The following is a 20,258-nucleotide window of genomic DNA, read 5'->3' as shown; positions in this document are numbered from 1 at the left end:
CATATATTGGGATATTTTTAGAAAAACTTTTCAAAGAGATATAGAGTTAGTTAAAAAAATCAACATTACAACTTACAATGCCACAGAAGGTGGAGCTAGAATAGAAGGTGCACTAGAAATCACTTTTCCTAAAATTTGTAAAGAATTCTTAAAAAAAACAAAACCTCATTTTGCTTTTCCGATAAAAAATCAAGAAAAGCTAGAAAAATGTATCACAAAAACACATTTTACCATAGATAAACAGTTAAATACTTTGTCAAAATACCTACAACAAGGAAAAGATCTTTTATCTCAAATTGATAAAATTTTTGAAAATAAACCAAACAAAAACATCCTCTCCTTAATTAAAAAAATTGATTCTTTTAAAATAAAAGTTTATAAAAATCCTTTTATTAAAAGTGAGTTATTTGAGCCGTTGTTTTTTCATCTTGAGAGTAATCTAGCTATTATTTATGTCAAAACAATCAACACAGAAGAAGAAAAAGCTTTAAAAAATATAGAATGGATAAAAGCAAATAAAGAATGGCTTGAAAATTTTATTAGTTTTTTAACTATACAAAATGAAGCAATAAAAAAAGTTGATTTTAAAGCCCTTTAAAAGGGCTTTAACTATTGTAAAAGTTTTAATACATTTTGTTGTACAGCATTTGCTTGACTCATAGCATAAGAACCACTTTGAGCTAAAATGTTATATTTAGAAAAGTTCGCACTCTCAGCCGCAAAGTCAACATCTCTTATAGTAGATTCAGCTGATTTAATATTTACTTGAGTTACACTGATGTTATTAATTGTAGCTGTGATTTGATTTTGCACCGCACCAATATCTGCTCTAATATTATCAAGAGTTGTAATAGCGCTATCCGCTAGATCCATTACAGCCATAGCTCCTCTAAGAGTGGTTACACCAGCACTTTTTGGAGTTGAGATGTTATCTGCTGTGCTCATAGCATTAAAGCCCATAGCTGAGGCTATATCAGCTGAAATTTGTCCTTTAACATCTTCTAAATTTGCGGTTACTTCAGCCATATTTCCATTGGTACCAAGCCCAGCTTGAGATATACCAGTACCTGAAATCAATATATCTCTACCATCATTTTTAACCAAAGAAAGTCTTCCATAGTTTTCTTCTGCTACTTGATCCCCTAAAGCTCCCATAGAACCACTAAGCTTTATCCCTCTACCATCAGCTGAATTTAAAATGAGTTTTCCATCTACTACAGAAGCTTCAACGCCTGTTGTATCTTTTTTAGAATTTATAGCAGCAACCAAAGCACCATTTTTATCTCCAGCTTCATAAGTAACCTTACCTATAACAACACCATTAATAGAAAAATTTGATCCCGTAGAACCAGCTGCTAAAGGACCGCTTGATATGGTTTGAACTACCGCAGTTGCTCTAACACCTGTTTTATCTGCTACTTTATTTATCTCATCAGCCAAAGCTCCAAGTCCTGTTCCAACACTATATGAAATAGGAACGCTTTGGAATTTATAATCATTTACACCATCATATGATTTTAAAACTAAATTTGCCATGCTTGAAGCCGTTACTCTACTTCCTGTCTCAAAACGCGTATGGCCTATTTTACTTGATTGAGTTGGCCCTATAGTAGCATGCACTGTTTGGTTTGATTGAGCACCGATTTGGAATTCTTGATTTACAAAATTTCCACTTAGCAATTGTTTACCATTAAATGAAGTAGTGTTTGCTATATTATCAAGCTCTTCCATCAAGCGATTGATTTCATTTTGTATCATCGTTCTAGTTTTTGCTGTTTGACCATCTTGAGCAGCTTGAGTAGCTTTAACTTTAATGGTATCAAGTATTTTTAATTGTTCATCCATAGCTTTATCAGCTGTTTGTAAAATACCTATAGCATCATTACCGTTATTGATAGCTTGACCTAAAGATGCAGCTTGATTTCTCAAAGAGTCCGCTATAGCCATACCAGAAGCATCGTCTGCAGCTGAATTTATTCTCAAACCTGAACTAAGTCTTCCTAGAGATTTATCTAACTCTCTAGCTGTGATAGTTGAATTTGCGTGTGCATTCATTGCACCTATGTTGGTGTTTATTCTAAAACCCATTTTAAATCCTTTCAAAATATTGCTTAGCTCATTAAAAGCAAATAGTGTTCCAAAAAATATAAAACTTTTTTATACAAAAATATAAAACTTTTTATTTTCTTTCCGATATAGCTTTAACGACAGCATGAGGGTGTCGAATATATTTAAAAGGATTTAAAATGGGATTTCGTATTAACACAAATGTAGCATCTTTAAATGCTCAAGTAAATGCAGGGCTAAATTCAAGAAACCTTGATAGTTCATTAGCAAGACTTAGTTCAGGTTTGAGAATAAATTCAGCTGCAGACGATGCTTCTGGTCTAGCTATAGCAGATAGTTTAAAAACTCAGGCTAACTCTTTAGGTCAAGCTATTAACAATGCAAATGATGCAAACAGCATGCTTCAAATAGCTGATAAAGCTATGGATGAACAATTAAAAATACTTGATACCATTAAAGTTAAAGCTACTCAAGCTGCTCAAGATGGTCAAACAGCAAAAACTAGAGCAATGATTCAAGGTGAGATCAACAAACTTATGGAAGAACTTGATAACATAGCAAACACCACTACTTACAATGGTAAACAATTGCTAAGTGGTTCTTTTTCAAATGCACAATTTCAAATTGGTGATAAGGCAAACCAAACAGTAAATGCTACTATAGGTTCAACTAACTCAGCAAAAATCGGCCAAACACGTTTTGAAACAGGTGCTGTTATAACAGCTTCTGTATCTAATGGTTTTACAATAAAATCTTATGATGGTATAAACGATTATAAAATAGATTCAGTAGCTATCTCATATAGTGTCGGAACAGGGCTAGGAGCTTTAGCAGCTGAGATTAATAAAGCATCTGATAAAACAGGTGTTAGAGCAACAGCAACCGTTCAAACCATATCAAGCGGAACTTTAACTGCTGGTTCAACTGGTGCTAGTTTTGCAATCAATGGCGTTGTTATAGGAAAAGTTGTTTATGAAGCAGGAGATAAAAATGGTGCTTTAGTTTCAGCTATCAATGCTAAAAAAGATACAACAGGGGTTGAAGCTTCTATAGTAGATGGCAAACTTGTTCTAAACTCAGCCGATGGTAGAGGAATTAAGCTTAGCGGTTCTATTGGCTCTAGTTTAGAAGGCCAAATGCTAGAAGAAAACTATGGTAGATTATCTTTAGTTAAGAATGATGGTAGCGATATCTTCATTTCGGGAACAACTGTTTCTAATATAGGACTTGGAACAGCTCAAATGGCAGAAGCTACAGTAAATCTTGAAAGCGTTAAAGGTCAAATCACAGCTGATATAGCTTCAGCTATGGGCTTTAATGCCATGAGTACAGCTGATACTGCAGGTAAAAAACAATCAGCTGGTGTTACCTCTTTACAAGGTGCAATGGCTGTTATGGATATAGCTGATACTGCTATAGCAAACCTTGACACCATTAGAGCAAACATCGGTGCTACACAAAATCAAATCACATCAACTATTAATAACATTAGCGTAACTCAAGTTAATGTTAAAGCTGCTGAATCACAAATTAGAGATGTTGACTTTGCAAGCGAAAGCGCAAACTACTCTAAAGCTAACATTCTAGCTCAAAGTGGATCTTATGCTATGGCTCAAGCAAATGCAGCTTCTCAAAATGTATTAAGATTACTTCAGTAGTCAACTTACGATTTCCTAAGCTCACCTTTTGGTGGGCTTTTCTTCTTTTCTAAGCAAAAAATTTAACTTTTTTTTATACACTTTTACTAATTTTAATCCTCACAAGGAAAATAATGAAAAATTTAATCATAGTAGAATCACCTGCTAAAGCTAAAACCATAGGTAATTTTCTAGGTAAAGACTATGAAGTGATAGCCTCTAAAGGCCACATTAGAGATCTACCTAAAACTAGCTTTGGTATAAAAATAGAAGATGAAAATTTTAAACCAGAATATAGAATTTCAAATGATCATTCAAGCTTAGTAAAAGAACTCAAAGAAAAGGCTAAAAAAGCTAAAACCATCTACCTTGCAACCGATGAGGATCGCGAAGGTGAAGCCATAGCTTATCATATAGCTAAGGCTATTAATAAAGATGAAAATTCCCTACCACGCATAGTTTTTCATGAGATCACTAAAAGTGCCATAGAAAATGCTTTAAAAAACCCAAGATCTTTAAATATAAATAGCGTCAATGCCCAACAAACTAGACGCTTACTTGATCGTATAGTAGGCTATAAACTAAGCCCTTTACTCAATCAAAAAATTCAAAAAGGCTTAAGCGCAGGGCGTGTGCAAAGTGCGGCTTTAAAAATCATCGTCGATAGAGAAAGAGAAATCAAAGCCTTTGTTCCTTTGAAATACTTTAGTATAGATATGATTTTTGAAAAAGACCTACAAGCTGAATTAGTTGAGTTTCAAAATCAAAAGATAGAAAAACTAAGTCTAACTAACGAAGATAGAGCCAAACTCATCTTTGAAGCTTGCAAAAATGCTAGTTTTAAAATAAAAGATATAGAAAGTAAAGATAGAAAAATAGCCCCACAAGCACCTTTTATGACCTCAACTTTGCAACAAAGCGCGAGCAATCGCCTAGGTTTTAACCCTAAAAAAACCATGATGATAGCTCAAAAACTTTATGAAGGGATAAAAACTCATCAAGGCATTATGGGTGTGATCACTTATATGAGAACTGATAGCTTAAATATCGCAAAAGAAGCTTTAGAAGAAGTAAGAAAGCTCATTAAAAGTGACTTTGGCAAAGAATACTTACCAAGCAAAGCAAATATTTACACCACTAAAAGCAAAGGTGCCCAAGAAGCACATGAGGCTATAAGACCGACTAATCTTAGTTTTACTCCAAAACTTGCAAGTGAGTTTTTAGACAAAGATGAAGCAAGATTATATACTTTAATATACAATCGCTTCCTAGCTTCACAAATGAATCCTGCTATATCTCAAACTCAAAATGTTTATGCAAAATCAAATGAAGCAAGTTTTAAAATAAGCGGTAGAAAAATTTTATTTGATGGGCATTATAAAGTATATGGAGATATGGACAAAGATAAAATTTTACCTAATTTAAAACTAGAAGATACATTAAATATCCAAAATATAGAATTAAACTCACATTTTACCGAACCGCCTTCAAGATACTCCGAAGCTGGGCTTGTTAAAAAGCTAGAAAATCTTGGCATAGGACGCCCTTCAACTTATGCTCCAACCATCTCTTTACTTAGTGCAAGAGAATATGTGCATATAGATAAAAAACAAATCATACCTAATGAAATAGCCTTTGTTGTAACAGAAGTTTTAGAACAAAACTTTAGTGATATAGTAGATAGTGATTTTACTTCTAAAATGGAAGATAAACTTGACATCATCGCAGAAGGTAAAATGGACTGGCAAGAAGTTTTAAGAGAGTTTTATTTTCCTTTTATGAGAAAAATTGATGAGGGTAAAAAAAATATAAAAAGTCAAAAAACTTTCACAAAGCTAGATGAAACCTGCCCTGATTGTGGTGGTGAGCTTGCTATAAGAAAAGGAAGATATGGAGAATTTATAGCTTGTTTAAATTTTCCAAAATGTAAATACTCAAGAAATTTAAAACAAGAAACACAAAATGAAGAAAAAAGTGAGAAAAAACTCAATACCATAGGCATAAAATGCCCAAGCTGCCAAGAAGGTGAGATCGTGGAGCGTTTTTCTAAGCGTGGTAAATTTTATGGTTGCAGTGCTTATCCAAAATGCAACTATATAAGCAAATACAAACCAAGTGAAGAAAAATGTAGTGAATGTGGCGAAACTTTAATCATCAAAGAGCTTAAAAAAGGCACATTTTTAGAGTGCTTAAAATGCAAAATCAAAAAGGAAATCTAATGCAAATCATGCTTTGTGCTATATCTAATATAGCAAGTGGAGGGTGTGGGGAGGACTGCAAATACTGCACACAAAGTGCTCATGTGAAAACTAATATCAATAAATACAAAAGAAAAAATATAGACCAAATCATCTTAGAAGCTAAAATGGCTAAAAAAAATGAGGCTTTGGGTTTTTGTTTAGTCACAGCAGGAGCTGGACTTGATGATGAAAAGCTTGAGTATGTGTGCAAGGTAGCTCATGCGGTTCAAAAAGAAGTAGAAGGACTTTTACTCATAGCTTGTAATGGCATAGCAAATTTAGAACAACTCAAAGAATTAAAAAAAGCAGGAATTTTTTCTTATAATCATAATCTAGAAACTTCTAAAGAATTTTTTCCAAACATTTGCACTACGCATACTTGGGAGCAAAGATTTCAAACTAATCTTTATGCTAAAGAAGCAGGTTTAATGCTTTGTTGTGGAGGAATTTATGGTCTTGGAGAAAGCGAAGCTGATAGAAAAAGTTTTAGAGCAAGCTTAAAAGAACTTGATCCTTTTTCTTCGCCTATTAATTTTTTCATACCAAATGAAAATTTAAAACTTAAACAAGCTTTACTTGATCCTGATGAGGCTTTAAATATCATCAAAGATACTAAAAAAGACTTACCAAATGCACATATCATGGTAGCAGGTGGTAGAGAAGTAGTGCTAAAAGAAAGACAATATGAAATTTTTGACGCAGGAGCTAGTGCTATAGTAGTGGGTGATTATCTTACAACTAAAGGCGAAGAACCTAGCAAAGACATACAAAAACTAAAACAAATGGGATTTAGCTTTGCTAGCTCATGCCATTGACGCTCAAGCTGCTACGGATTTAAAAATTTTATTAGTCGTAGCAGGATGTTTGCTAACTTCACCTTATATTGCTAAATTTTTAAAACTCCCACTTTCAGCCACTGAAATCATGCTTGGCTCTTTTATAGGATTTTTGGGTTTTATAGGAGAAAGTGAGAATTTTAAGCTTTTAGCTAATGCGGGATTTTATTATCTTATGTTTATTGCGGGTATGGAGATTAATCTTAAAACCTTTTTAAACACTGAAAGAAGCTTACTTAATAAAGCTTTTATCTACATTATACTTTTATATGCTTTTAGTGTTTTAGCGGTTGAAAGCATAGATATTTCTTATATTTTTGTCATTATCATACCTGTTATGAGTGTGGGTTTACTCTCAACGCTTTATAGAGATTTTGGCAAAAACTGTGAGTGGCTTAATGTATCCATGGTGGTAGCCACTTTAGCTGAAGTTGTAAGCATAGTTTTGCTTACCATAGCTGCAGCATTTTTGGGCAAAGGTGCGGATATTTTCTCACTCACTCAAAATTTATTATACTTAGTGGGATTTTTAGCACTTTGTATTTTTGGATTTAAATTTTTAGAAGTGCTTTTTTGGTGGTATCCGCAGCTTAAAACTATACTCATGCCTTGGCAAGATCAAAACGAAAAAGATATAAGATTTTGCATGGCAATTTTCATAGCCATAGTTGCGATTATGATTTATTTTAAACTTGAAGTTGCACTTGGAGCTTTTATAGCAGGTTCATTTATAGCTACTTTTTTTGATCATAAAAAAGACTTAGAGCATAAACTTTCTAGTTTTGGTTATGGCTTTTTAATCCCTATATTTTTCATCTATATAGGCTCAAGCTTTAAACTCCAAATGCTTTTAAACCCTCAAGTTTTGCTCATAGCTTTTTCGCTAACTGCCTTTATGATAGGACTAAGAATACTTTGCGCTATGACTTTTGTAAAAATACTTGGTTTAAAAAACACCTTTTTATTTGGCCTAAGCCATTCTATGCCACTAACATTACTCATTGCAGTAGCTACGCTTTCTTATCAAACCAATATCATCACTCAAGATATATACTCAGGGCTAGTGCTTACTGCTTTACTTGAAGCAATTTTAGCCATTAGCTTGATTAAATTTATCAATAATCTTAGTAGAAAATAATTCTACTAAGTATTTATATAAAATTGCTATACTTTTTTTATGAAAAATTTAGACACACTTTTAAAATTAGCCTTAAAAGCAGGCAAGGAAGCCTCAAAAGTATTGCTTGAATATAAAGACAAAAATACCTTGTGGCTTAAAGATGATGATTCCCCAGTAGGTTTAGCTGATATAAAGTCTAATGAAGTTATTAGTGAGATTTTGACTTCAAGCGATATAGCTATATGCTCTGAAGAAAATATACTCTCTTATGAAGAAAGAAAAAATTTAGAGTATTTTTGGCTTATAGATCCTCTTGATGGCACTAAATCTTATGCTAAAAAAGATAAAGAATATTGTGTTTTAATCGCATTAATCCACAAAAACACCCCTATACTTTCACTCATAGGCGATGTGGAAAATAATGCATTTTATTATGCACATACTCATACTAAAGTTTATAAAAATAATGAAATTTTAAATCTTAGTTTAGAGCAATACGAAAAAGTTAAAAATATAGCCCTTTACTCTAAAAATCATGATAACAATGAAGATTTTTTCATTCAAAATCATCTTGAAGGCATTAAGGTTTCATCTGCTTTGAAATTTGTATATTTACTTGAAGCAAAAGCTGGAATTTACCCACGTTTTGGTGGCCCAAAAGCTTGGGATATAGCTGCGGGAGATTTTTTAGTCAAACAAAATGGCGGAATTTTATATGATTTTGATAAAAAGGCTTTAGATTATAATAGTCCTGATTTTAAACTTCCAAGTTTTATAGCTTTTGCTAAAAATGAATTTAAATTAAAAGGTTTTTAGTGAGATTTTTTTTGGTGTTTTTGTGTTTTTTAAGTGCTATTTATGCTAACTCTTTTGCAAATAAAAAAATCATCAAATTACAAAATAATGATGATTTTAATATCATCAATCTTGAGCAAAATATAAATTATGACAAGCTCTCGCATATTAATACCTTAGCTTTAGTGCCAAGCTATGAAAAAGAATATAATTTTTATTTTTCAAACTTAAAAATCGATGCCAAAAGCATGGCAAAAGATACGCTAAAAACATTAAGTGCTATTTTAAACGAGCAAAATAATTTTGCCTTACTTAGTCAAAAAGAAAATCAAACTTATATCAATAGTCAAAATATCTTACAAACAAATAAAAATTTCATCAATGCAAGTGAGTTTTTAGAATTTAATCGTTTTAAAAAGGCTGATTTTATTATTTTACTAGATTTAAAAAGCATTCAAGCAAGCCAACAAAATTTCTTGCTTTTTTCCAATTTTGAAGTCAAAGCCGACATAGAATACAAACTTTTTAATGCCAAAACAAAAAAACTAAAAGATCATAAAATTCTTACTATCAATACTCAATTTAGCACAAATGATAAAAATAAATCTTATCAAGAACTAGTCCAAGAAATAGCTACAATTGTTTATGAAGATATTAAAAATACTATATAATCACCACTTCTTCTTCTAAAACAATCCCAAATTCTTCAAAAACTCTTTTCTTAGCAAGCTCTATCAAAAACATAGCATCATCAAAACTAGCGTGTTTTTTATTGATTAAAAAATTTGCATGTTCATTGCTAAACATCGCATCATTTTTACTAAAACCTTTAAGATTAACTGCCTCTATCAACCTTCCTGCATGATCGTTTTTGGGATTTTTAAAAATAGATCCAAAACTAGCGCCTTTGGGTTGATTTTTTCTTGCATTTTTTAAAAGTTCATCTTTAACTGGGTCAAATCCATATTCTAAAAAAAACTTCGCACTAAACATTACTTCTTTAATAGGGTTAAACCTATAAGCAAAAGCTATATTTTGTTTTAAAATTTCTTGATTAAAAGTGCAAATACTGATTAAGTTTTTACTAATATCCTCATCTTTTAATCCTGCATTCATTTTTAAAATACCACCCAAAGTTCCTGGGATATTTCTTAAAAACTCAAAGCCTTTTAGGTTATTTTCTTTAGCAAAATGATACATTTTAAAAGATTTCACGCTAGAGCCTATCTCTAAAAACATACCTTTTTCATTTTGCTCTAAAATTTTAATATAATCAAAATTTTTCCCTAAAATTCCAAGTTTTTTGGATTTTGGAGAGATTAAAAGATTATTTGCCCCACCTATTAAAAAACCATCAAATTCACAAAGCCCTTCAAGCACTTGCACTTCAAAACTCTCGCCTATACGCACAGAAGAATACTTAGAAAAATCAATAATCATCGAATAAAGCTTGGAATTTGATTTAAAATATTCGTTGTAAAATCTATCATAGAACTTATCATCCAAGGCATTAAAAATACTATCACCACAACAACAAGTAAAATTTTTGGCACAAAAGAAAGCGTTGCTTCATTAATTTGCGTTACAGCTTGAAAAATACTTATAATAAGCCCTGCAATAAGCCCTGCTAAAAGCATAGGTAAAGAAAGCATAAGTGTGATTTTAAAAGTTTGTACACCCAAGGCTACTAAAGTACTTTCCATATTTTCTCCTTAAAAATTCAAATTCTATCAAGAATTTCTAAATTCTTCATACTCACTAGGTATAAGATAATCTTTGCTTTTTATTAATTTCTCATAAAATCCATGATTAAATCCAAGCTCAAAAAGCTTATCTATGGCATTGTATTGTTTATCATTCATATTTATAGAGTTTTTATTTGCGTATAAATTTAAATACACATCAAGTTTTTGTGCATCAACGCGTATTAAATTACGCTCTAAAAGCATGGAAGCTAAGATTTTTCTATTATGATCAGCTACTTCTACTGCTTTAATCAAATCTTTTTCAACCGCTATTGCATCACTAAGCGGTAAAGATCTTCTAAGCGCCATACCACCTAAAGGTAAAGGCAAATCATCTTTAGCCAATTCTTGCCAAATATCCCAAAGTTCAGCCTCAACACACAAACTAGAATCAAACTCTAAAATACTCTCATGTATAAGCACTCCTGCATCAACCTCATCTTCTAAAACAGCCTTTTCAATCTCTAAAAAATTCTTATAAACTATCCTAGCTTGTGGGTATTTTATGCGAAAGATTAAAGCATTAGTAGTATGCGCTCCACTTAAAGCAACTTTAAAATTTGACTTTAATTTTTTATCTTTTTTCTTAATAAGCTTTGGCCCATAACCCTCGCCAAAACTCACAGCAGTTTTTAACAAAGCATATTCACTAGCTATTAAAGGATAAAGTGCAAAAGATATCGCACTAACATCGTATATATTTTCTAATGCAAGTTCATTTAAAGTTTGTATATCTAAAGCTGTATTTTCATATTCATAAGCATTTCCAACCCAACCAAATTTAACCGCCATATACATAAAAATATCATCAGCATCAGGAGAGTGTGCTACGCTAATTTTTTTATTCATTTTTTTCCTTGAAAAATTTAAAAAAGTATTTTAGCAAAATTCAAAATAAAAACTTATATTAAATTTCTTTTTGATACAATTTTAAACATATTATAAAAGGATTAACAAGCATGGATGATAATAAAAGAAAATCACTTGATGCAGCCTTAAAAAGTCTTGATAAAACCTTTGGAAAAGGTACTATTTTAAGACTTGGCGATAAAGAAGTTGAAAAAATTGATTCTATTCCTACAGGTTCGGTTGGACTTGATTTAGCTTTGGGTATAGGTGGGGTTCCAAAAGGAAGAATTATAGAAATTTATGGACCTGAAAGCTCAGGTAAAACTACACTTACCTTGCACATCATAGCAGAATGTCAAAAAAAAGGTGGAGTTTGTGCGTTTATCGATGCTGAACACGCTCTTGATGTAAGATATGCAAAAAATTTAGGTGTTGATACAGAAAATCTTTACATCTCTCAACCAGATTTTGGCGAGCAAGCCTTAGAAATCGTTGAAACCATAGCAAGAAGCGGGGCTATTGATCTAATAGTGGTAGATAGCGTTGCTGCACTTACTCCAAAAGCAGAAATCGAAGGTGATATGGGAGATCAACATGTAGGTCTTCAAGCAAGATTAATGAGTCAAGCTTTAAGAAAACTAACTGGTATCGTTCATAAAATGAATACTACTGTAATTTTCATCAACCAAATTCGCATGAAAATAGGCATGATGGGCTATGGAACCCCTGAAACAACTACCGGCGGAAATGCTTTAAAATTTTATGCTTCAGTGCGTTTAGATGTAAGAAAAACAGCTACTTTAAAACAAAATGATGAGCCTATTGGAAACCGCGTTAAAGTAAAAGTAGCTAAAAACAAAGTAGCCCCTCCTTTTAAACAAGCTGAATTTGATGTGATGTTTGGTGAGGGTGTAAGCCGTGAGGGCGAGCTAATAGACTATGGTGTAAAACTTGATATTATTGATAAAAGTGGTGCGTGGTTTTCTTATAAAGCTTCTAAGCTTGGTCAAGGTAGAGAAAATGCTAAAGCCTTTTTAAAAGAAAATCCAGCTATTGCAGATGAAATCACTCAAGCCATACAAAACTCAATCGGTATAGATAGTATGATTTTGGGCGCAAAAGAAGACGATGAAGGAGAAGAATGATGTTGATTATTGAAGATTTAAGAGCTTTTGAAGTTTTAGACAGTAGAGGCAATCCTACCATTAAAGCTGAAATTATGCTAAGCGATGGTAGCGTGGGTAGCGCTATCGTTCCAAGTGGTGCAAGCACAGGAAAAAAAGAAGCTTTAGAATTAAGAGATAATGATGAAAGATTTGGCGGAAAAGGTGTTTTAAAAGCGATTGAAAACATCAATGGCACCATAGCTGAAAATATTATAGGGCTTGATGCATTTAATCAAACCCAACTAGATAATACCCTTTTAGAACTTGATGGGACAAAAAACTACTCTAACCTAGGAGCAAATGCAACTTTAGGAATTTCTATGGCAACAGCACGTGCTGCTGCTAATGCACTTGGAGTGCCTTTATATCGTTACTTAGGTGGAGCAAATGCAAGTGTATTGCCCGTGCCAATGTGTAATATCATCAACGGTGGTGCGCATGCAAACAATAGTGTAGATTTTCAAGAATTTATGATTATGCCTTTTGGTTTTTCAAGCTTTAAAGAAGGACTAAGATCAGTTTGTGAAATTTATGCAGTATTGAAAAAAGAATTAGCCAACTTAGGTCACTCTACTGCCTTAGGCGATGAAGGTGGTTTTGCACCAAATTTAGCAAATAATACAGAACCACTTGATCTTTTAATGACTTGTATTAAAAAAGCAGGTTATGAAAATAAAATCAAACTAGCACTAGATGTAGCAAGTAGTGAGCTTTACAAAGATGGTAAATACCATTTAGAAGGTAAAGTTTTCTCAAGTGAAGACTTAATCGCGTGTTATGAAGAATTATGCGCTAAATATCCTATTTTTAGCATTGAAGATGGTTTAGCTGAAGATGATTATGAAGGTTGGATTAAACTCACTCAAAAGCTTGGCAATAAAATTCAACTTGTGGGTGATGATTTATTTGTAACTAATGAAGATATTTTAAGAGAAGGTATTATGAAAAATATGGCAAATGCTGTATTGATTAAGCCTAATCAAATCGGAACAATCACTCAAACTATGAGAACAGTAAGATTAGCTCATAGAAATAATTATAGATGTATTATGAGCCATAGAAGTGGCGAAAGCGAAGATGCTTTTATAGCTGATTTTGCAGTAGCGCTTAATACAGGACAAATCAAAACAGGAGCCTTAGCAAGAGGCGAAAGAACTGCTAAATACAATCGCTTATTAGAAATTGAACTTGATAATGATGAGTACTTAGGAGATAAACTCTGAGTGATTTATTAAAAGAGTATGATGAGCATTCCAAAAAAAAGGAAGCTCGTCATCAACTCATCAAGACTATTGCTTTGTCATTTGTAGCTATTATCGTTGCTATGTATTTTGGTAATATGTTTTTTGGTAAATCTTCACTAGATGTACTACTAACACTCAAAGAAGAACAAAAAATTTTAGAAAAAAATATCATAACTTTAAAAGCTAAAAATGCCCAAGCTCAAAAAGAATATTTGCAACTTTTAAGACTTAAGGGAGAAAATTCGCATGAGAATTAAATTTTTTATATTATTTTTACTTTCTTGTGTATTTTTAAATGCAAAGGATAATCCTTTTGATAATAATTCAGAACAACAAAACACTGAATTTGTAAAACTTAGTCCTTTTCAAAGACAAGATTTTAACTTTAATTCCGATGCGAGAATTTTAAAAAATATTACCATTACTTATATCAACCTTGATGGTTCTGAAGAACAAACTACCTTAGATATATACAAAAGCATTAACTGGCATGATACCTACTCATTTATAAAAACCAAAAGTCCAAATGTCGCGCCTATACTTGATGTATCTGTAACTGTACCACAAAAACAAGGAAATAAAAACTCAAAAACAGAAGAAAACAACACCACTTTAAATATAGAAACACCACTTTTTAGTGGAAGTATTTATAATTTTATATCTATTAGTTTTTACAATAACAAAATCAACATTAAAACTGAAGATAAAATGTTAAGAAATTTATCTATAGGAGATCCAACTAAAATTATCATAGATTTTGCTAAAAAGCAAAATTTTAACACCAAAACACTACAAGTTAATACAGCAAAAGTTAAAAAGGTTGTATTTGGATCACATAAAGGGTATTATCGTTTAGTTATATATCTTGATGGAAAATATAGTTATAAATATTCCCATAGTGAAAATTTACATACCTTTAGTTATCGCTAAGAGTTTTACAACTCTTAAGCAAATTTATGATCATAAATAATCATTTGAAATCTTTGAGCTATCATTCTAGCTCTTTCTATGATAATACTTCTTGGTTCATCTTCAAAAACTTCTTGCAAACTCTCATCAAATAAGTTAAGCCAAATATCAAAAAATTCTCTTGGAAATGGAGGTAATTCATGATGAGCTCTCAAAGGCGAGCCACTATAGCTTGGATCAGCCAAAAACATTCCCGCCCAAAAACTTGCTATTTTTTCTTTATGTTTTTTCCAACTCTCATCATCTGTTCCGATTTTTCCATTAAAAATAGGTCCTAAATCCTTGTCTATTCTAACTTTTGCATAAAAAACATCCATAAGTTTTTTAATACCCTCATAATTAATAGTTTCAAATTTCATACTTTTCCTTAAAAATAATTTTGGCTTATTGTATTAAATTTAGAAATTAAAAATATAAACAAAAGTCAATTTTTAGTATAATTTTAAAAAACTAAAGAAAAACTATGACTTATACTATTTTGCCACCTAATCAATTCTTAGATGATTATGTCTTAAATGTACAATTGCATCAATTAGCAAATATCTCTAAAAATGCTTATAAATTTTGGAAAAACATTCAAGCAGCACGTTATCAAGGTACAAGAGTGGTATTTTTACACAAAAAAAGTATTTTAAAAAAACACCAACATCTTATACAAAAATGTGAAAATTTAAATGGCTATGTGCTAGCAAGTGCTTTTTGCTCATTTACAACCTTAGCTCCATCTCATTTAGTAGAAAAAAATAATTCTCAAATTTATAAAATCTTAGATATAAAAGAAGTGTGTGGGGTTAAATTTGTAAATTTAAGGGCATTTTACGATCTTTTAAAGCTAGATTATAATTATAATATTTACATCGAAAAATGCCATTTTTTTAGTCCCACTCCTTTGGAAAAGCGTATTAAAATCACTGAGAGTATGTGCGTTGGGTATTACTAAGATATTTAAACATCAAAGCACAAATAAGTGAGATTATAGCCATAGCTAACATATAAAATCCCAAAGAAAAACGAGCAATATTTTCTAAATTTGCTAAAGCAATGGTGTGTAAGAATAAAGCAAGTTGCGGGGTAAAACCACCGGCTAATGCATAAGCTATATTATATGAAAAACTAAGTCCTGAAAATTTAATCTTAGCATCAAATACTTCACTCATCATTAAAGGACAAAAATTCATCACTCCAGCAAAAAAACAAGCACTCAAATAATACACACTCACTGTATTAAAATCAGGTGTTTTAGTATAAAGAGCATTAAAATAAAACAAGCAAGTTAAGAAAAATCCTAGTGAAAAAATCACACAAGCTTTCACTATGCCTATTTTATCAGCCAAAATTCCACTTAATATACAGCCAATTACAAGTACAACTATACCAAGCATTTGCATATAAGTTTGGACGCTTGCATCAATACTTAACATTTTTGCCATAAAAGAAGGTATGATTAAAATCATCACAACAATGCAAGCAGTTAAAACCCAAGTTATCAACATAGAAAGCACAACACCTAACTTGGCTTTTTTAAACACTTCTTTTAAAGGGAATTTTTCTAAGGCTTTATCTTTTTTCATTTGCTCAAAAACAGGGGTTTCTCTTAAAAATTTACGCAAATAAGCAGAAATAATCCCAAAAATTCCACCCAAGAAAAATGGAATTCTCCAAGCCCACTCATAAAGCTCTTCTTGTGTAAAAAATTTATTCATCATCAAAAATACAAAACTACCAAGTAAAATTCCACCTACCACAGAAGCTGTTAAAATCCCAAGATAAGTGCGTTTTTGACCCTTTGGAGCATGCTCAAATACAAAAACCCAAGCACCAGGCAATTCCCCACCTATAGCTATACCTTGACAAATCCTTACAAATACTAAAAATACTATACATAAATACCCTATACTTTCATAAGTAGGTATAAAAGCAAGTAAAAAAGTTGGTATAACCATCAGCAAAATACTAAGCATAAACATTTTCTTACGGCCAAATTTATCGCCAAAATGCGCCATTACTATACCACCAAGTGGTCTAGCTAAATATCCTGCAGCAAAAATCCCATAAGTATTAAACATTTGCCAAAATGGGCTTAAATTTTCAGGAAAGAAATTTTTAGAAATATAACTTGCAAAAAATACAAAAATGATAAAATCATAAAATTCTAAAGTCCCTCCCAAAGAAGAAAGACCTAAAACTTTTATATCTTTTTTACTAAGATTTTTACTCACTCTTAATCCATCTCATAAGTATCATCATCACTATAATCATCATCGTATTCATAATCATCATCATCATAATTATACGATCTTTGATTATTTGTGTAAGTTTCATCATCTATTTCATCATACATTTCATCATCATAATTTTCAAATTCTTCATCATCATAAGCCATTATAAATCCTTTAAAATTTTTTAGTAGTATTTTAATATAAAAATATACATTTTGGTATAATTTTTCAAACTTTACTTAAGGAAAAATATGAATTTAACGCATTTAGATGAAAAAAATCATCCCAAAATGGTAGATGTAAGTCAAAAAGATATCACCCAAAGAGAAGCTTGTGCAAGTGGTAAAATATACATGAGCAAAGAAGCATTTGAAGCTATCATTGAAAATAAAGCTAAAAAAGGACCTGTTTTGCAAACTGCCATCACAGCAGCCATCATGGGAGCTAAGCAAACTTCAAATCTCATTCCAATGTGCCATCCTTTAATGATTTCAAAAGTACAAACTCACATAGAAGAAAACAAAGAAGAATGTTCTTTTAAACTTTTTGTAACCGTAAAATGCGAAGGAAAAACAGGAGTTGAAATGGAAAGTTTAACCGCTGTTAGCATTGGGCTTTTAACTATTTATGATATGGTTAAAGCTATTGATAAAAGCATGCAAATTACTAATATAGTTTTAGAAAGCAAAGAAGGAGGAAAAAGTGGTAAATATCTGCGATCTTAAAAAAGAACCTATTATAAACTATCCTACTTTTTGGGATTACAAAGTCGTTTTTGAAGCTGGAGTTGATGCTTTGGAAGTTTTTACTCAAATACTTAATGAAAGAGAATTTAAATATAAAATCTCAAATACTAGCAAACAAGGAACATACAAAAGTTATCTTTTAAGTGTTTATGTTGATAGCAAAAGCGATCGTTTAAATATTTTTAATCAATTAAAAAGCAAAGCCAAATTTGTACTATAAAAAGGAAAAACTATGAAAAATTTAGCCATTATTTTTGAAAATTCTCTCTTAGCTTGTGAAAAAAACGAAATTCCAAGCTTAATTAGCGAACTTGTTTTTAATCTAAGTTATAAAAAAATTAGTTTTGAAAATACTAGCAATGAAGAGCTTTTTGCCATCTTTTCTAAAGTATTAGAAAAACTTGAACTAATAAATGAAGAAAATATTTCCAAAATAATCCAAGGTATCATCAAAGCTAGAGTGGAAGAGGATAAAAAAGCATTTTTTGCTTATATTAACGAATATGGCAAATTAAAAGTAAAAATCGAAGAGCAAAAAAACACCATTAAGCATAAAATTTGTGATAATTTTTTTGACTTAGAAAAAACCTTAAAAGATTTAAATTTAAATGAATTTAACATAAGTATTAATGATGCTATGCTTTATGATATAGAAATACTAGGTCTTTTAAAAGAAACTGCTGAAAGTGCTTTTATCACAACCTTAGAAAAAGGAGAAAATATAGAACTTACTTCTTGTGAGATTGCTAAAAATTTAGTCTTTAATGCAATTTGTGAAGGAAGTTTTGAAAAAGAAAGAATTTTAAAAATCTCTCAAGTAATTTTAAATGCAGCTTTTGAACTTGCTAATGAATCACAAGCCTTTGCTTATGATTTATGTATAGGAAGTATTTATGGAACACAAGAAGGGATTTCTTTGGCAATTGAAAAATTTAAAGCAAGCTTTGCATATAGTGCTTTAGAACATGATTTAAAAAATAAAGAAAAAGAACTCATAGACATAGAACAAGAATTTATTCAAATGCTTAAAAAAATATCATTAGAATTTAATAATCCTGTAAAAGATATACTCAAAGATTTATTAGAAAATAAATTTGACACTTTATTTGCCAAATTTAAACGCCTTATACAAGAAAATAGAGAACAAATTCTTATTAAAATCAACGAAATCAAACAAAATCCAAAAATTGATGATTTTAGCAAGCTAGCACAAAACAAACTTAATAACCTAGCTAAAGAATTAAGCGAGCTTGAAAAACTTGCTAGTCATAAATATAAAAGTTTAGATAAAAACAATGCAAAAGAATTAGGAGTAAGATTGTGGGAAAAAGCTAAAAAATTAATTAAAAAATAATCTTGATTAAGATACAATGAAATATTTACTTAAAATTTTTAATTTAATTTTACAAAGGAGCTTATTTTGTTTTCAAATTTAAAAATAGGAACTAAAATAGTTGCAGTTGTAATTGCAATTATAGTTTTAGGTATTGGAGTTTTAGCAAGTGTCATTGCTATGCAATCTTCAAGTATTTTACACACTGAAGCAGATAAACTACTTCAAACTAGTGCTTTTAGATATTCAAATATTGTAAGAGGTGCAACCGAAAGTGTTCATTCAACTCTTATAAGTGCTGAAAGTTCTATTGATCAAATTCTTGATACACAAACAGTAATTGAAGAAGACAGACTTCAAGATATACTTGGCGGTGCACTTGATTCTAATGGTTGGATAGCATATATTTATGTGCATATTCTTGACACATCAAGATATACAAACATTAACCCTAAACTTTTAACTCAATCAAATAAATTCTTAATGCTATTGCACGATACCACTTTAAGAGAAAAAGGCGGAATTCAACTTATACAAGCAGATGATAGAGTTTTAAATCAAAGAAGTGTTAATAGCGCTTTAAGTGATAAACATGAAGGTATTGGAAGACCTCAAAAATTCGTTATTAATAATGAAGAAATCCTTGCTTACAATATCGCAGTGCCTATTATGAGAAACGGTAAACTTATAGGTGTCATAGGAGCTTTAGGAAGCTTAACTCAACTTCAAGAAGAGCTTACAAATCCTGAAAGAAGTGTATTTAAAGACGATCAAAGATTGTTACTTGGAGATGATGGACTTATAGCAGTTAGTCCAGCAACTGAATTTATAGGTAAAAACATTACTGAAATTAATCCTCATCCTAGTGCAAATTTATTAGTAGAGTTACAAAAAAGTAAAACAAATACTTTATTTGATTTCACACCAGCTTCTACAGGAAATGCAAATAGAGCAGCAATAGCAAACTTTAACGTATGGGATGGTGCTGATGATTATTGGTCAATAGTAACTATGGCTCCAGTTGGCTCAATACAAATGCCAATTACCAAACTTGTAGCGACTATAGCTATGGTATCTCTTTTTGTAGTTTTAGCAATAGCCTTAATAGTATTTGTATATATCAATAAAGCAGTAAGCTCAAGAATTGTTAATTTACAAAATAACCTATTGCATTTTTTCAAATTTGTTAATCATGAAACCAAAGATACCATCTTAAGCAAAGATGTAAAAAGCAATGATGAATTAAGCATTATGGCTAAAGCCATTAATGAAAACATCACTAAAACTAAAAA

General features: G+C 31.1%; 23 protein-coding genes. 16 read left to right on the top strand and 7 right to left on the bottom strand.

Annotated elements, in window-relative coordinates; translation table 11 throughout:
• On the top strand, positions 1–598 hold a 598-nt coding region (locus tag L8V82_RS07545; protein ID WP_263724528.1), incomplete at its 5' end, for a hypothetical protein.
• Positions 599–609: 11 nt separating this feature from the next.
• On the opposite strand, the gene L8V82_RS07540 is transcribed toward L8V82_RS07545, so the two are convergent.
• Positions 610–2,088, bottom strand: coding sequence for a flagellin B (locus L8V82_RS07540; protein ID WP_263724527.1), 1,479 nt, complete (start codon positions 2,086–2,088; stop codon positions 610–612).
• 158 nt (positions 2,089–2,246) lie between these two features.
• Between L8V82_RS07540 and L8V82_RS07535 the strand changes: the two genes are divergently transcribed.
• The 6 genes from L8V82_RS07535 (at position 2,247) to L8V82_RS07510 (ending at position 9,366) form a co-directional block, all read left to right on the top strand.
• Positions 2,247–3,725, top strand: coding sequence for a flagellin B (locus tag L8V82_RS07535; protein WP_263724526.1), 1,479 nt, complete (start codon positions 2,247–2,249; stop codon positions 3,723–3,725).
• A gap of 113 nt (positions 3,726–3,838) precedes the next feature.
• Positions 3,839–5,923: a type I DNA topoisomerase gene (gene topA / locus L8V82_RS07530; protein ID WP_412175317.1), complete on the top strand. Its 2,085-nt coding sequence runs from the start codon at positions 3,839–3,841 to the stop codon at positions 5,921–5,923.
• On the top strand, positions 5,923–6,759 hold the full coding sequence (locus L8V82_RS07525) for a biotin synthase (RefSeq protein WP_263724525.1): 837 nt from the start codon (positions 5,923–5,925) through the stop codon (positions 6,757–6,759). The genes topA and L8V82_RS07525 overlap by 1 nt, the downstream gene beginning before the upstream one ends.
• Positions 6,740–7,918, top strand: a complete 1,179-nt coding sequence (locus tag L8V82_RS07520; protein ID WP_263724524.1) for a cation:proton antiporter — start codon at positions 6,740–6,742, stop codon at positions 7,916–7,918. The genes L8V82_RS07525 and L8V82_RS07520 overlap by 20 nt, the downstream gene beginning before the upstream one ends.
• Before the next feature lie 39 nt (positions 7,919–7,957).
• Positions 7,958–8,716 carry a 3'(2'),5'-bisphosphate nucleotidase CysQ gene (locus L8V82_RS07515; RefSeq protein WP_263724523.1) on the top strand — a complete coding sequence of 253 codons (759 nt, stop codon included), beginning with the start codon at positions 7,958–7,960 and terminating at the stop codon, positions 8,714–8,716.
• Positions 8,716–9,366, top strand: a complete 651-nt coding sequence (locus tag L8V82_RS07510) for a hypothetical protein (protein ID WP_263724522.1) — start codon at positions 8,716–8,718, stop codon at positions 9,364–9,366. Before L8V82_RS07515 ends, L8V82_RS07510 begins: the two co-directional genes overlap by 1 nt.
• Here the strand turns inward: L8V82_RS07510 and L8V82_RS07505 are convergent.
• From L8V82_RS07505 to L8V82_RS07495, 3 genes are read right to left on the bottom strand one after another with little or no spacing between them, the layout of a single operon-like run.
• Positions 9,359–10,135 carry a UDP-N-acetylmuramate dehydrogenase gene (locus L8V82_RS07505; RefSeq protein WP_263724521.1) on the bottom strand — a complete coding sequence of 259 codons (777 nt, stop codon included), beginning with the start codon at positions 10,133–10,135 and terminating at the stop codon, positions 9,359–9,361. The genes L8V82_RS07510 and L8V82_RS07505 overlap by 8 nt on opposite strands.
• Positions 10,132–10,398, bottom strand: coding sequence for a flagellar biosynthesis protein FliQ (gene fliQ, locus L8V82_RS07500; protein ID WP_012660903.1), 267 nt, complete (start codon positions 10,396–10,398; stop codon positions 10,132–10,134). Before fliQ ends, L8V82_RS07505 begins: the two co-directional genes overlap by 4 nt.
• 27 nt (positions 10,399–10,425) lie before the next feature.
• Complete coding sequence (locus tag L8V82_RS07495) at positions 10,426–11,289, bottom strand: menaquinone biosynthesis family protein (RefSeq protein ID WP_263724520.1); 864 nt, start codon at positions 11,287–11,289, stop codon at positions 10,426–10,428.
• Between the two features lie 110 nt (positions 11,290–11,399).
• Here L8V82_RS07495 and recA point away from each other — a divergent pair, with 110 nt between their 5' ends.
• The 4 genes from recA (at position 11,400) to L8V82_RS07475 (ending at position 14,629) form a co-directional block, all read left to right on the top strand.
• Positions 11,400–12,434: a recombinase RecA gene (recA, locus tag L8V82_RS07490; RefSeq protein WP_087700900.1), complete on the top strand. Its 1,035-nt coding sequence runs from the start codon at positions 11,400–11,402 to the stop codon at positions 12,432–12,434.
• The gene (gene eno, locus L8V82_RS07485) at positions 12,434–13,678 is read left to right on the top strand and encodes a phosphopyruvate hydratase (RefSeq protein ID WP_263724529.1); all 1,245 of its coding nucleotides are present in this window, start codon (positions 12,434–12,436) and stop codon (positions 13,676–13,678) included. The genes recA and eno overlap by 1 nt, the downstream gene beginning before the upstream one ends.
• A 74-nt stretch (positions 13,679–13,752) precedes the next feature.
• Entirely contained in the window at positions 13,753–13,956 is a 204-nt protein-coding gene (locus L8V82_RS07480; protein ID WP_052241300.1) for a hypothetical protein, read from the top strand.
• Positions 13,946–14,629 (top strand): AMIN domain-containing protein, encoded by a 684-nt coding sequence (locus L8V82_RS07475; RefSeq protein ID WP_263724519.1) that lies wholly within the window; start codon positions 13,946–13,948, stop codon positions 14,627–14,629. Before L8V82_RS07480 ends, L8V82_RS07475 begins: the two co-directional genes overlap by 11 nt.
• 14 nt (positions 14,630–14,643) lie before the next feature.
• Here the strand turns inward: L8V82_RS07475 and L8V82_RS07470 are convergent, their stop codons facing one another.
• Positions 14,644–15,027: a group III truncated hemoglobin gene (locus L8V82_RS07470; RefSeq protein WP_263724518.1), complete on the bottom strand. Its 384-nt coding sequence runs from the start codon at positions 15,025–15,027 to the stop codon at positions 14,644–14,646.
• A 104-nt stretch (positions 15,028–15,131) separates the two neighbouring features.
• On the opposite strand from L8V82_RS07470, the gene L8V82_RS07465 reads away from it, so the two are divergent.
• Positions 15,132–15,608 carry a cysteine permease gene (locus L8V82_RS07465; RefSeq protein ID WP_263724517.1) on the top strand — a complete coding sequence of 159 codons (477 nt, stop codon included), beginning with the start codon at positions 15,132–15,134 and terminating at the stop codon, positions 15,606–15,608.
• Here the strand turns inward: L8V82_RS07465 and L8V82_RS07460 are convergent.
• Positions 15,577–16,887, bottom strand: a complete 1,311-nt coding sequence (locus L8V82_RS07460) for an MFS transporter (protein WP_263724516.1) — start codon at positions 16,885–16,887, stop codon at positions 15,577–15,579. The genes L8V82_RS07465 and L8V82_RS07460 overlap by 32 nt on opposite strands.
• 2 nt (positions 16,888–16,889) lie before the next feature.
• On the bottom strand, positions 16,890–17,051 hold the full coding sequence (locus L8V82_RS07455; RefSeq protein WP_263724515.1) for a highly acidic protein: 162 nt from the start codon (positions 17,049–17,051) through the stop codon (positions 16,890–16,892).
• 87 nt (positions 17,052–17,138) lie between these two features.
• On the opposite strand from L8V82_RS07455, the gene moaC reads away from it, so the two are divergent.
• The 4 genes from moaC to L8V82_RS07435 all read left to right on the top strand — a co-directional run.
• A complete protein-coding gene (gene moaC / locus L8V82_RS07450) occupies positions 17,139–17,612 on the top strand; it encodes a cyclic pyranopterin monophosphate synthase MoaC (protein WP_263678027.1) in 474 nt (157 codons plus the stop codon).
• A complete protein-coding gene (locus L8V82_RS07445; protein ID WP_039667882.1) occupies positions 17,590–17,853 on the top strand; it encodes a DUF493 family protein in 264 nt (87 codons plus the stop codon). Before moaC ends, L8V82_RS07445 begins: the two co-directional genes overlap by 23 nt.
• Positions 17,854–17,865: 12 nt before the next feature.
• Positions 17,866–18,987, top strand: a complete 1,122-nt coding sequence (locus L8V82_RS07440) for a hypothetical protein (protein ID WP_263724514.1) — start codon at positions 17,866–17,868, stop codon at positions 18,985–18,987.
• Positions 18,988–19,053: 66 nt separating this feature from the next.
• A partial coding sequence (locus L8V82_RS07435; RefSeq protein WP_263724513.1) for a hypothetical protein occupies positions 19,054–20,258 on the top strand: 1,205 nt, incomplete at its 3' end.

The sequence above is a fragment of the Campylobacter sp. IFREMER_LSEM_CL2151 genome (assembly GCF_025771725.1).
Lineage (GTDB): Bacteria > Campylobacterota > Campylobacteria > Campylobacterales > Campylobacteraceae > Campylobacter_D > Campylobacter_D lari_C.
This window is presented reverse-complemented; position numbering and strand designations above follow the sequence as displayed.

What these genes read in the sequence shown, in the direction of transcription:
- L8V82_RS07540 (WP_263724527.1), bottom strand. Translation starts at nt 2,088, where the DNA reads ATGGGTTTTAGAATAAACACCAACATAGGTGCAATGAATGCACACGCA.
- L8V82_RS07535 (WP_263724526.1), top strand. Translation starts at nt 2,247, where the DNA reads ATGGGATTTCGTATTAACACAAATGTAGCATCTTTAAATGCTCAAGTA.
- topA (WP_412175317.1), top strand. Translation starts at nt 3,839, where the DNA reads ATGAAAAATTTAATCATAGTAGAATCACCTGCTAAAGCTAAAACCATA.
- L8V82_RS07525 (WP_263724525.1), top strand. Translation starts at nt 5,923, where the DNA reads ATGCAAATCATGCTTTGTGCTATATCTAATATAGCAAGTGGAGGGTGT.
- L8V82_RS07515 (WP_263724523.1), top strand. Translation starts at nt 7,958, where the DNA reads ATGAAAAATTTAGACACACTTTTAAAATTAGCCTTAAAAGCAGGCAAG.
- L8V82_RS07505 (WP_263724521.1), bottom strand. Translation starts at nt 10,135, where the DNA reads ATGATTATTGATTTTTCTAAGTATTCTTCTGTGCGTATAGGCGAGAGT.
- fliQ (WP_012660903.1), bottom strand. Translation starts at nt 10,398, where the DNA reads ATGGAAAGTACTTTAGTAGCCTTGGGTGTACAAACTTTTAAAATCACA.
- L8V82_RS07495 (WP_263724520.1), bottom strand. Translation starts at nt 11,289, where the DNA reads ATGAATAAAAAAATTAGCGTAGCACACTCTCCTGATGCTGATGATATT.
- recA (WP_087700900.1), top strand. Translation starts at nt 11,400, where the DNA reads ATGGATGATAATAAAAGAAAATCACTTGATGCAGCCTTAAAAAGTCTT.
- eno (WP_263724529.1), top strand. Translation starts at nt 12,434, where the DNA reads ATGTTGATTATTGAAGATTTAAGAGCTTTTGAAGTTTTAGACAGTAGA.
- L8V82_RS07475 (WP_263724519.1), top strand. Translation starts at nt 13,946, where the DNA reads ATGAGAATTAAATTTTTTATATTATTTTTACTTTCTTGTGTATTTTTA.
- L8V82_RS07470 (WP_263724518.1), bottom strand. Translation starts at nt 15,027, where the DNA reads ATGAAATTTGAAACTATTAATTATGAGGGTATTAAAAAACTTATGGAT.
- L8V82_RS07465 (WP_263724517.1), top strand. Translation starts at nt 15,132, where the DNA reads ATGACTTATACTATTTTGCCACCTAATCAATTCTTAGATGATTATGTC.
- L8V82_RS07455 (WP_263724515.1), bottom strand. Translation starts at nt 17,051, where the DNA reads ATGGCTTATGATGATGAAGAATTTGAAAATTATGATGATGAAATGTAT.
- moaC (WP_263678027.1), top strand. Translation starts at nt 17,139, where the DNA reads ATGAATTTAACGCATTTAGATGAAAAAAATCATCCCAAAATGGTAGAT.
- L8V82_RS07440 (WP_263724514.1), top strand. Translation starts at nt 17,866, where the DNA reads ATGAAAAATTTAGCCATTATTTTTGAAAATTCTCTCTTAGCTTGTGAA.